Genomic DNA, 12071 nt, shown 5'->3' on the forward strand with positions numbered 1-12071 from the left:
GTGGTGGGGGACGGGGACGACACCGCATTCTTCGAGGCCTGGATGGCGGCGGGTGATCGGCTGGCCGCCGAGGCGCATGACGCCGAACGCCGCAACCGTGTTGCCAGCGCGCGTGAACTGTACCTGCGCGCCAGCGCCTTCTATTGCACGGCGTACCGGCCGCTGTATGGCGCTCCGACGGATGCGCGGTTGCTGGCGGCCTTTCGTAAACAGATCGCGGCTTTCGACCGCGGCCTCGCGTTGTCCGAGCATCCGGTCAAGCCGGCGGGCATCCCGTTGGACGGCGCGCGCATGCCGGCATATCTGATTCCGGCCGCCGGTCACGAGACCGCTGTCAGGCCACTTGTCATCTTCACCAACGGTTATGACGCCACGGTGACCGATATGTATTTTGCGAGCGCCGTCGCCGCGTCGCGCAGGGGCTATCACGCCCTTGTGTTCGACGGGCCTGGGCAGGGCGGCATGCTTTACGAACAGGGCGTGACAATGCGGCCTGATTGGGAGACGGTGGTCGGTGCTGTGGTGGACTACGCCGTGACGCTGCCCATCGTGGACGCAAAGCGCATTGCGCTCAGCGGCTGGAGCCTGGGCGGCCATCTGGCGCCGCGTGCGGCGTCCGGCGAACCTCGGTTGGCGGCCTGCATAGCGGACCCGGGTCAATGGAGCCTCGCGGGCCCGTTCCGGCCGTTGGCAGTCAAGCTGGGCGTCAGCACGGAAAGCGCGGCGAATCTGGGGGAGCTGGAGCAACCGGTGGTGGACCGCTTGCAGCAATTCGTCATGGCCAGCCCCGCTTTGACGTGGAAGGTGATGCGGCGCGGCTTCTGGGTGCACGGCGTGGACAATCTGCGAGACTACCTGCGTGCGGTCGAGCCTTTCACCCTGGAGGGCCGCGTCGACCAGATCACGTGCCCGATGCTCATGGCGCTGGCCGAAAACGACCCGTTGGCGGCCGGCACCCAGCAGTTCTTCGACGCGTTGCGCTGCCCCAAGACGCTGCTGCGTTTCACGGCGCAAGAGGGCGCGGGGGACCATTGCGAATCCGCCAACCGGTCGCTGTTGAACCGCCGCGTGCTGGACTGGCTGGACGGCGTGCTGTAGGGCGGGTCGGGCCGCGCCCGCCGCGCTGCCTATAATTGCACCGATCCCCGCTTTTTAGACGGCAGTCTTGCCGTGCCTCATGTCGACCTTGCCTTTGCGCGTGCTGTCGGTGATTCCACCGATGACACAGCTGAATACCCCGTACCCGTCCACCGCCTACCTCACCGGCTTCCTGCGTTCGCGCGAGGTCACCGCGTTCCAGGAGGATCTGGCGCTTGCCCTGGTGCTGCGCCTGCTGTCGGCCAACGGCCTGCGCGCCGTGGCGCAGCGTATCGACGCGCTGCCCCTTGAAAAACACACGCAACCGGTCCAGGCCTTCGTCGCCATGCAGGCGCGCTATCTGGCCACCATCGGGCCGGTGATCGGCTTTCTGCAAGGCCGCGATCCCACGCTGGCGCACCGCATTGCCGGGCGCAACTATCTGCCCGAGGGGCCGCGATTCAGCTCGCTGGACGTCTACCTGGACGAGGACGGCGGCGATCCGCTGGGGTGGGCGTTTGGCGCGCTGGGCCTGCAGGACCGGGCCAAGCACCTGGCCACGCTGTATCTGAACGACCTGGCCGACGTGCTGCGTGACGCCATCGACCCGCGTTTTGAATTCGTGCGCTATGCCGAATCGCTGGCGGGCAGCCAGCCGACGTTCGACCCGCTGGCAGAGGCGCTGGCCGCGCCGATGAACCTGGTGGACGAAACGCTGCGCGAGCTTACGGACGCTGCACTGGCGCGCCACAAGCCGACGATGGTCCTGCTGTCGGTGCCGTTTCCGGGCGCGGTGTACGCGGCCTTTCGCATTGCGCAGGCCATCAAGGCGCAGGATCCCACCATCGTCACGGTGCTGGGCGGCGGCTTCGTCAACACCGAGCTGCGCGAACTGAAAGACCCGCGCGTGTTCGATTACTTCGATTTCGTCACGCTGGACGCCGGCGAGCGGCCCTTGCTTGCGCTGCTTGAGCATGTGCAGGGCAAGCGGTCGCGCCAGCGCCTGGTGCGCACCTTTGTGCGCGATGCCGACAGCGGCGCGGTGCGGTACGTCAACCTGGTTGAACCCGACGTCGCGTTCGCCGAGGTGGGCACGCCCACATGGGACGGCCTGCCGCTGGACCGCTACCTGTCGTTGTTGGACATGCTGAACCCGATGAACCGGCTCTGGAGCGACGGCCGCTGGAACAAGTTGACTGTCGCCCACGGCTGCTACTGGAAGAAGTGCAGCTTCTGCGACGTTGGACTGGACTATATCGGCCGTTACGAGGGCGCGTCGGCGTCCGTGCTGGCCGATCGCATCGAGGCCATCGTGGCTGAAACCGGGCAGACCGGCTTTCACTTTGTCGACGAAGCCGCGCCGCCCAAGGCGTTGAAGGCCCTGGCGGCCGAGCTGATCGAGCGCAACGCCGGCATTTCGTGGTGGGGCAACATCCGCTTCGAAAAGACCTTCAGCCCGGAACTGTGCGAACTGCTGGCCGACAGCGGCTGCATTGCGGTGTCCGGCGGACTGGAGGTGGCGTCCGACCGGTTGCTGAACCTGATGAAGAAGGGCGTGTCGATCGACCAGGTGGCGCGCGTGACGCGCGCGTTCAGCGATGCCGGCGTGCTGGTGCACGCCTACCTGATGTACGGCTTTCCCACGCAGACCGTGCAGGACACCGTCGACGCGCTGGAATATGTGCGCCAGCTATTTGAAAACGACTGCATCCAGAGCGGGTTCTTTCACCGCTTCGCCTGTACGGTGCATTCGCCCGTGGGCCTGAACCCCGACGAGTATGGCATCAAGCTCAAGCCCTTGCCCGACGTCACGTTCGCCAAGAACGACGTGGGTTTTCACGACCCCACGGGCGTGGATCACGACGCGCTGGGCAAGGGCTTGAAGAAGGCCATCTATAACTTCATGCACGGCATCGGCCTGGAAGAGGACGTGCGCAGCTGGTTCCCGTTCAAGGTGCCGCGCACGACGGTGGCGCGCAATCGCATCGCGCGCGCGCTGAGCCAGCGGGGATAACGGCCCAGGCGCGCCTCGCGTGGTTACAGCACGAAGCCGCCATCCGCCGTCAGGCTGGCGCCCGTGATGTACCCAGCGTCGGCCCCGGCCAGAAATGCCGCGAGGCCCGCGATTTCGCTCGATTTACCCATGCGCCCAAGCGGGATGCGGGGGATGAGCTGCGCCGTCCAGTCCGCCGTCAGGTCCGTCTGGATGGGACCCGGCTGGATGTTGTTGACGGTGATGCCGCGCGGCGCAAGGTCCAACGCCGCGCCGCTGACTAGCGTGGCGACGGCGGCCTTGGTCATGGCGTAGACGCTGCTGCCGGGCGAGCCGGTCCGGACGGCGGTGTTGCTGCCGATGGTGATGATCCGTCCGCCGTCGCGCATGTTGGCGGCCGACGCCTGGATGGCCAGGAACACGCCGCGCACGTTCACCGCAAGCATCTGGTCCAGTTCGTCGAGCGGGACCGCGCCGATCGGGTTGGCGCGGTAGATACCGGCGTTGACGACCGCAACGCTCAACGGCCCGAACAGCTGCACGGCGGTATTCACCGCGCATGCGATGGCTTGCGGGTCGGCGCTGTCGGCTTCAATGGCCAGCGCGCGGCCGCCGCTGGCCTCGATGGACGCGACGACCGCGTTGGCGCTGTCCGCGCGGCTGGCATAGGTGAGCGCCACGGCGTAGCCGGCTTCCGCCAGCCTCGCGGCAATGGCGGCGCCGATGCCGCGGGAGCCGCCGAATACGAGCGCGGCGGGGGATTCAAGGGGAGGGATGTTTTCCATGATGTGCACCGGGGTTAAAGGGTGCTTGCATCATCCTGCTGAACCCGTGCCGGCGCACGCCCGATTTCATGTCGCACTGTGTGCGGCGGGAATCGCCGATACATGCCGGTACGATTGCCCGCATTTTTCGCGCAAAGGCGAGCGGTTGTTAGCCGTTTGATACTGCCCGTCAGGCCGTCGGCGGTGCGTCCGGCACGGTGGACAGCACCGGCTCGGCTGCCTCGGCGCCGTGGACCGCGTTGGTCAGATCTTCGGTCATTTCGTGATCCAGCGCGCCCTGGATGAGGTCATCGGTCACGCGCAGCTCCACGCCCACCGGCGACATCTGCGCGGCCGCCGCGAAGGGCGCGACCGGGGCGGGCGCGGGCCGTTCGTTACGGCGCCAGACGAAGAACGTCACCAGTGCCAGATTCAGCAGCGCAAAGCACCAGAACAGGCCCGCTTCGCCGAACTTCGCCATCACCGGCGAGATCGCCAGCGGACTCAGCGCCGATCCCAGCGAGTTGATCAGCAGCAGTCCCTGGATCATGCGCACCAGCGCGTCGGCCGGCGCGCGGTCGGCCGCGTGGCTGACGGCGACCGGATAAATCGCGAAGACGCCGCCGCCCAGCAGGAACAGCAACGGCATCAACAGGGACGAGCCAGGCGGCAGCATCAGGATCAGCAGGCTGAGCACGGCGCAAAAGACGGCCAGCGCGATCAGCACGACTTGCCGGTCGCGCAAATCCGACCAGCGTCCGACCGGATACTGCAGCACCATGGCGCCCAGGATGACGGCGCCCATCATCTTGCCGACCTCGGCAACGTCCAGGCCGATGCGCTGCAGATACAGCGGCAATAGCGTGTAGACGGCGGCAATCGCCACGCCCGAACCAAAGCAGCCCATCACGCCCGTGGGCGTCATGCGCGCCAGATGCTGCGGCAGCAGCGGCTCGACGCGTTCCACCAGCGGCGAGACGCGCGGAATGATCACCATCGGCAGCACGGACAGCGACGCCAGCAGGCCGGCCACCATGAACGGCGCCATGTCGCCCAGCCGCGTGATCGCGCCCAGTTCCAACTGGCCCAGCATGCCCGAGCCATACAGCGCGATCATGTAGAGCGCCAGCAGACGGCCGCGCATCTTGGCATCGCCCGCCAGCAGCAGCCAGCTTTCGACCACCAGAAACACGCCGACGCTTGCCCAGCCGTTGATCAGGCGCAGCACGAACCACGCTTCACGATCGAAGATCAGGCCCTGCAGAAGCACCGTCACGGCGATCAGCGACGCAAAGCTGCTGTAGGCGCGGATATGACCGATGCGCAGGATCAGGCGGTCATTAAAGATCGCGCCCAGCGTCAAACCGATGAAATACGACGACGAAATGATGCCGACCACCGTGGCCGATTCGCCGGCGGCGTCCAACTGCAAGGTCGTAAGGGAAGAGATGAAAGCGTTGCCGATGCAGACAACGAACAAGCCAAGTAGGGGCCCGAGCACCAGGCCCAACAACTGCCGAGACATGAAATCCTCGATTTCCAGAACAGCAAAAGCATCCGGTGCGACCGGACAAACGATCAATGGGGTTTGGGGGAGTGCGTCATGGTTCGCCTGGCTTGAGGGGGGCAAATGCCATGCGCTTGGGCGCGGGCCGGGCGGCGCGGGGCACGCACGGCGGGAATCCGGCGCGGATTGTAGCGCTGATTGAGGGGAGCCCTGGCTGGACAAATTTACATCGTCTGGGGGCTTTGAGAACCAGCCGCTCTGCGACGCGCCGCCCGCCCGGCGCGGCAGCGCATTAGGTCAGCGCCATCCCGCCGTCCAGCCGCAGGTTGACGCCCGTGACAAAGCTGCTCTCGTCACTGGCCAGATACAGCGCGGCACGCGCCAGTTCGTCGGGGCGGCCCATCCTGCCCAGCGGAATGGCGGCGGCCATGGCGTCGGCTAGGCCCGCGCGCTGATCAGCGGGCAGCCCCAGCTTTTCCAGGATGGGCGTATCCACCGGACCGGGGCTGATGACGTTGACGCGGATGCGCCGCGCCTTCAGTTCCAGCGCCCAGCTGCGGGCCATGGCTTCGATGGCGGCCTTGCTTCCCGCATAGACGGCATGGCCTTCCAGCACCTTGGCGCTGGCAATCGAGCTGACCAGGATGATGGACGCGCCGTCGTTCATCACGGGCAGGGCTCGGGTCACGCCGAAGAACACGCCGCGCGTATTCGTGGAGAACTGTCGGTCGTAGTGCTCGACGGACACCTGCGCCGAGGGTTCCAGGATGGCGACGCCCGCGTTGGCCAGGTAGATGTCCAGGCCGCCGAAGCGTTGCTGCACCTCGGCGGCCACGCGGTCGTGCGTGTCCAGGTCGGCCACGTCCCCCGTGATGCCCAGCGCGGCATGGCCAATGGCGCGCACGGCCGCGTCCACCGCGTCCTGCCGGCGGCCCAGGATGACAACCTGCGCGCCGGCCTGCGCGAAGGCGAGGGCGGACGCCAGTCCGATGCCGCTGTTGCCGCCGGTGACGAGAGCGACTTTCCCCTGTAGATGGGTCATGGTTTTTCCAGAAAGATGAAGGAAAGCCCACTCTATCTATTCCAATAAGCGTTAAATAGTCGTTCTATGTACAAGCACCTATTCCTGGAGGTCATCAATGGACATGCTGCCTGACGCGTCAGCACTGGTCGCCTTCGCTACCGCTGTCGAATCCGGCTCCTTCAGCAGTGCCGGCCGGATCCTCGGCACGTCGCCTTCTGCCGTGTCCAAGGCCATCGCACGGCTGGAACGGCGTTTCGGCATCCGGCTGTTTCAGCGGTCGACGCGCGTGCTGTCGCTGACGCCCGAGGGAGCGGCCTACTACGAGCGGGTGGCGCCGCTTCTGCGTGCGCTGGACGACGCCAGCGAGGTCATGCAGCCGGCAGCCACCGCGCAAGGGCGCCTAAGGATTACGGCGCCCGGTGACCTGGGGCGCTTGCTGATGACGCCCATCGTCAACCGCTTTCTGCCTGCGCATCCGGATCTGAAGCTGGAAATGAGCCTTGCCGACCGGCATGTGGATCTGATCCGCGAGGGATTCGACCTTGCGATTCGCGCGGGCCGTGTGGCGGACTCGGAACTCAATGTGCGGCAACTGGCGCAACTGCGGCTGACGCTGGTGGCATCGCCCGCATATCTGAAGCGGTGCGGCACGCCCCGCACCATCGGGGATCTGTCCGGTCACGCGCACGTGCGTTACCTGCTGGCCGGAAGCCCTTTTCCCATCTCGTTCGTATCGGGGGAGGTCATTCGCCCGGAGGGCGTTTTCGACACCGACGACGGCACGGCCCTGCGCGCTGCCGCGTTGGGTGGCCTGGGCATCATCCAGATCCTGCGGCTGGCTGTGGCGGAAGATATTGCGGCCGGACGGCTGGCCGAAGTGCTGCCCGAGGTGCATCTGCCCCGTGTACCGGTGTCTGTGCTGCACGCCTTCGGCCGACACGCGCCCGTGCGGGCGCGGCTGTTCATCGACTTCATGGCGGAGCAATTGCAGTCGCTGGCGTAGCGTTGCCCGATCGAGCGCAGGATGTGTGGCGGAATTAAAACAGGTCCATATCGAATCGTTTGCGCCAGCGCAAATTCTGCGCGAGCGACGGGTTGACCACTGCCGTGTTAACGATATTTTTCGTAAGATAAGCGCCTATCATTCTCATTTGCATTGAACTTGAGGGCGTGGAAAGTGTCTGAGGAAAAATTGATTTCGATGGATTCGCGTGCGGCGCGAATCGCGCCTTGCGTGGCGCTGACCCTGTTGTTGCCGCTGCACGCAACGTACGCGCAGGACGCGCGGCAGGCGACTACGCTGCAGCCGGTCACCGTGACTGCCGGCGCGGTGGGCGACGCGGATCTGCCGCCGGTCTATGCCGGGGGGCAGGTCGCCGAAGGCGCGCGGCTCGGCCTCATGGGAAACCAGTCCGTCATGGACACGCCGTTCAACGTCACCAGCTATACGTCCGAACTCATCAAGAACCAGCAGGCGCGCACGCTGGCCGATGTGATGGCGAACGATCCGTCGGTGCGTTTCACGACCTCCAGCGGCCACGCCTACGAGAACTTCCGCATCCGGGGCTTCGACGTCAACCAGAACGATGTGGCCATCAACGGCCTGTACGGCCTGGCGCCCATGGGCCGCACGCCCGTGGAGTTCGTCGAGCGGGTTGAGGTGCTGAAGGGGCCCAACGCGCTGTTCAGCGGCATGGCGCCCAGCGGCGCGGTCGGCGGAACGGTCAATCTGGTCACCAAGCGCGCGACCGACACGCCCACGGCTACGTTCGGCGTGGACTGGCTGTCCGATGGGCAACTGGGCACGACCATCGACGCCGGCCGGCGTTTTGGCGCCAGCAACGAATGGGGCGCGCGCGTAAACGGTTCGTTCAGCGACGGCGCCACCACGCTGGACGGCCAATCCAGAAAGCGCGAATTCCTCTCGGCGGGCCTGGATTACCGCGGCAGCGCGCTGACGGCATCCATCGACGCGTACCACAGCCAGGAATCGTTCACGGGTGGCACACCAGCGATGTTCTGGTTTGCGAGTCCGGTGGTGCCGGTGGCGCCCGATCCCCGTATCAACCAGTTCAGCACCGCGTACGGCAGCATCCAGAGCAACGCCATCATGGGCCAGGCAGAGTACCGCTTCAACGAGCACGTCTCGGCGTTTGCGGGCGTGGGCCGGCGCGACAGCGACCAGTCCGGCCTCATCAACGGGACGCATGCCCGGCAGATCCAGCCCAACGGCGACTTCACTGGCCAGATCGTGGGCCAGCGCGCCTACACCGACGCCACCACCGCCGAGGGCGGCCTGCGCACCCGCTTCAAGACGGGCAGCGTGGGCCATGAACTCGTGCTGCAGGCGTCCTACCTGAAGCTCGAGGACGGATCGGCCACCGGTCCCGCTTCGGTATTCCGGTCCAACATCTACAACCCCGTCACGCCGGTCATGCCGGCGCTGCCGGGCAGCCCGCCCAAGACCAGCGAGAACACGCTGACCAGCCTGGCGCTGGTCGACACCATGTCGTTCCTGGACGACAAGCTTCGCGTGACTGGCGGTGTGCGCAACCAGCGCGTGAAGACCAGCAACTTCGACAAGACAGGCAAGACCACGGCGCGCTACGACGAAGACGCCGTGACGCCGGCCGTGGCTGTCGTCGTCAAGCCGTGGGGACCCGACCTCTCGTTCTACGCCAATTACGTCGAGGGCCTCAGCAAGGGCGACAGCGTCACCGACACGACCGCGACCAACTTTGGTGAAGTCTTCGCTCCATACAAAACCAAGCAGAAGGAACTGGGCGTCAAATGGAACGCCGGCACCTTTACCAACACGCTGGCGCTTTTTGAGATCGACAAGCCAATGCTCGTGACCGAAGGTTCGACGGCACGGCCCACGTATGCGGACGGCGGCGAAAAGCGCGTGCGCGGCGTGGAGTGGAATACGTTTGGCGAGATCGCTCAGGGCGTGCGCGTGCTGGGCGGTGTCACGTACACGCAGGGCACGCAGGTCAAGACCTCGTATGGCCGGTACGACGGCAATACCGCCGTCGGCGCGCCGCGCTGGCAGGTCAACACCGCGGTGGAATGGGATACGCCGTGGGTGCCCGGCCTGACGCTGACCGGACGCATCCAGGCGACGTCGCGCCAGTACGCGGATTCGGCCAACAACATCGAGATTCCCGGCTGGGGCCAGGTTGACCTAGGCGCGCGCTATGCGACGCAGATCAACGGCCGCGACGTGGTACTGCGTCTGAACGTCAACAACGTGTTCAACAAGTATTACTACGCGGGCATCTTCAGCGACACCACGCCGATTGCGACGCTGGGACCGGCCCGCAGCGTCATGGCGTCCGCTGCGATCACGTTCTGAAACGCGGCTTGCGAGGCGTCCGCCGCGCCGCCGGATCCACCGATCCTGGCGCACGGCGGGCCCAAACACCATTCATCCCGGGGCGACCATGCCAGTCCTCATTCTTGCCAGCCTGATTGCCTTGTGCGCCGGCTGCTTCTGCATTTATCGCGCTTCGCCCAACCAGCAGTGGGCAAGCGCGCCTTGGGCCGCCGCGCCCGCCCGCACGGCGGGCATCGCGCTGCTGACGTTGGGCGGCTCGGGGTGTCTTTACGGATTCACCGTGGTGACCGCAGTGTTCGTGTTCTGTACGGCGCTGATGCTGTTTTTCTGCCTGATTCCGTATCTGGCTGTACTGCGCCGGATAAACGGCGGGGGCATGCAGCGGGGAGAACGCGATGAAGCCCGCTAAGCCCGCGCCCATTCAGCGAGACTGGGTCTCAAAGAGTCTGGCCGGCGCGTTGTTGGGATTCGCAATCGCCCTGGGCGCCAGCGCGCTGCTGGCCGCGTTGACGACCTCGGTGCCGCTTGCGACCCGCTCGCAGCTTGCCATGTGGCTGGTGCCGCCCGTGTGGCTGGGCATCGCGTCCACCGTTTACTTCTTCGGCAGCGGTCTGCGCGCCTGGTGCTGGCTGGGCGGGACCTGCCTGGCGCTCTATGGCGGGCTGTACGCGGCCGGCGCGCTTTAAGCAGGAGGATCGCCATCATGCGAGCCGACTACATCCGCATCTACAAATCCGTGCACACCTGGACCGGCATCCTGACCGGCATGGCGCTTTTCATCGCGTTTTACGCGGGCGCGCTGACCTTGTTCAAGGAACCCATCGCGCGCTGGGCGTCGCCGCGGCCAGACGTGGCGATGTCGCCGCTTGATACCGCGCCCGACCTGATCACCAGGACGCTGGCGGCGCGGCCCGACGTGGCCAAGGGCTTCACCATCCATCTGCAGCCCACCGAAAACGTGCCCGCGCGCATGGCCTGGGAAGTGCGCGACCCGCAAGCCGACGATCATGACGAATCCTCCGTGCGGCATTATGTCGCGCGCCTGGACGCGGGCGGGGCCGTGCAGATCGGCGAGGCCGCGCCCAGCGGGCTGGGCAATTTCATCGACGTGCTGCATCGCGTGGTGGGTCTGCCGGCTGACAGCGATCCCAACCGCTGGTTCATGGGCATCGTCGCGTCGTTGTACGGGATCGCGCTGGTGTCCGGCGTCATCGTCCTGCTTCCTTCGCTGGTCAAGGATTTCTTCGCGCTGCGGGTGGGCAAGAACCGCAAACGCATGTGGCTGGACGCGCACAACGTGGTGGGCATTGTCTCGCTGCCGTTCCATATCGTGATGGCGCTCAGCTCTGTCGTGTTCGCCTTTCACGACGGGATCTACGACATTCAGGACCGGCTGATGTACGCCGGCAAGCTGGAATCGGTATTCCAGCGCGGGGGTGGAGCCACGCCCCACGCTGCGCCGCGCGATCCTTCGGTCATGCTGACGCCGAAGGCGTTGCTGCAGCATGCGCGCAAGGTATCGCCAACGTTCGAGCCCAGCGCGTTGCAGTACACGCAGGTGACGGCGCCTCGCGCCATCGTCCGTATCTGGGGCAAGGACCCGGCCGCGGTGTCGCCGCGCGCCCGCGGCGGTTTCGTGGCGATGGACCCGTACAGCGGCAAGGTGCTCAACACCGACTACCTGCCGGGCCGCCAGGATGCGGCAAACCTGTGGGTCAGCAGCTTTTTTGCCTTGCACATGGCGTCCTTCGGCGGCGCGGCGGTGCAGTGGCTGTACTTCGTGCTGGGGCTGGCGGGCGCGTGGCTGTTCTACAGCGGCAACCTGCTCTGGATCGAATCGCGCCGCAAGCGCGCGGATCGGCGGACCGGCGCGGTGCCGGTGCAGCGGCTCGATACTCGGTTGATGGCGTCCGCGACGGTAGGCGTGTGCCTGGGCAGCGTGTGCGGCATGTCGCTCATGATGGTCGCCGCCAAAGGTCTGCACGGTCATGTCGCCGACTTGAACGCGTGGATCAAGGGGCTGTACTACGCGGCGTTTTTCGCGGCCATCGCCTGGTCGTTCCTGCGTGGCGGGGCAAGGGCGGCGGTGCATCTGCTGTGGCTGGCGGCCGCGTTCACATTGGCGATTCCCCTGACCTCGCTGTTGGGCGCGGTGGCGCCGTCAACCGGCTTGTGGGCGCACACGTCGGCCGCAACGCTGGGTGTGGATGCGACGGCGCTGGCCATGGCGTTGGGGTTCGCGTGGATGGCGGTCGTCACGCACCGGCGGTTGGGGCGCGGCGAGGCGGACAGCGCGTGGGCGCTGCGGCGCCTGCGTTCCGGGGCTGATCCCGCGGCTGAACCCCAGGGCTGAAACCCAGGGCCTGGCT

10 protein-coding genes are annotated in these 12071 nt (G+C 66.3%); 7 read left to right on the forward strand and 3 right to left on the reverse strand.

All coding sequences use genetic code 11. The features are described from left to right. Positions 1–1098: alpha/beta hydrolase family protein (locus AC6LJW_RS17145; RefSeq protein WP_498087835.1), on the forward strand; the 1098-nt coding region annotated here is incomplete at its 5' end. Positions 1099–1177: 79 nt separating this feature from the next. Continuing rightward, positions 1178–3091, forward strand: coding sequence for a B12-binding domain-containing radical SAM protein (locus AC6LJW_RS17150; protein ID WP_498087836.1), 1914 nt, complete (start codon positions 1178–1180; stop codon positions 3089–3091). 23 nt (positions 3092–3114) lie between these two features. On the opposite strand, the gene AC6LJW_RS17155 is transcribed toward AC6LJW_RS17150, so the two are convergent. From AC6LJW_RS17155 to AC6LJW_RS17165, 3 genes are all read right to left on the reverse strand, one after another. Further along, the gene (locus AC6LJW_RS17155) at positions 3115–3855 is read right to left on the reverse strand and encodes an SDR family oxidoreductase (protein ID WP_056561566.1); all 741 of its coding nucleotides are present in this window, start codon (positions 3853–3855) and stop codon (positions 3115–3117) included. 169 nt (positions 3856–4024) lie between these two features. Further along, on the reverse strand, positions 4025–5359 hold the full coding sequence (locus AC6LJW_RS17160; RefSeq protein ID WP_056561564.1) for an MFS transporter: 1335 nt from the start codon (positions 5357–5359) through the stop codon (positions 4025–4027). A 274-nt stretch (positions 5360–5633) separates the two neighbouring features. Next, positions 5634–6383, reverse strand: a complete 750-nt coding sequence (locus AC6LJW_RS17165; RefSeq protein ID WP_056561561.1) for an SDR family NAD(P)-dependent oxidoreductase — start codon at positions 6381–6383, stop codon at positions 5634–5636. A gap of 97 nt (positions 6384–6480) precedes the next feature. Between AC6LJW_RS17165 and AC6LJW_RS17170 the strand changes: the two genes are divergently transcribed. The 5 genes from AC6LJW_RS17170 (at position 6481) to AC6LJW_RS17190 (ending at position 12055) form a co-directional block, all read left to right on the forward strand. Continuing rightward, positions 6481–7368, forward strand: coding sequence for a LysR family transcriptional regulator (locus tag AC6LJW_RS17170; RefSeq protein ID WP_056561559.1), 888 nt, complete (start codon positions 6481–6483; stop codon positions 7366–7368). Positions 7369–7566: 198 nt separating this feature from the next. Next, the gene (locus tag AC6LJW_RS17175; protein ID WP_498087837.1) at positions 7567–9720 is read left to right on the forward strand and encodes a TonB-dependent receptor; all 2154 of its coding nucleotides are present in this window, start codon (positions 7567–7569) and stop codon (positions 9718–9720) included. An 88-nt stretch (positions 9721–9808) separates the two neighbouring features. Next, positions 9809–10111 (forward strand): hypothetical protein, encoded by a 303-nt coding sequence (locus tag AC6LJW_RS17180; RefSeq protein WP_498087838.1) that lies wholly within the window; start codon positions 9809–9811, stop codon positions 10109–10111. Then, complete coding sequence (locus tag AC6LJW_RS17185) at positions 10098–10388, forward strand: hypothetical protein (RefSeq protein ID WP_056561553.1); 291 nt, start codon at positions 10098–10100, stop codon at positions 10386–10388. The genes AC6LJW_RS17180 and AC6LJW_RS17185 overlap by 14 nt, the downstream gene beginning before the upstream one ends. Before the next feature lie 17 nt (positions 10389–10405). Next, positions 10406–12055, forward strand: a complete 1650-nt coding sequence (locus tag AC6LJW_RS17190; protein WP_498087839.1) for a PepSY-associated TM helix domain-containing protein — start codon at positions 10406–10408, stop codon at positions 12053–12055. The last annotated feature ends 16 nt before the right edge of the window (positions 12056–12071 follow it).

This window comes from Achromobacter sp. 1012554356 (genome assembly GCF_059760815.1).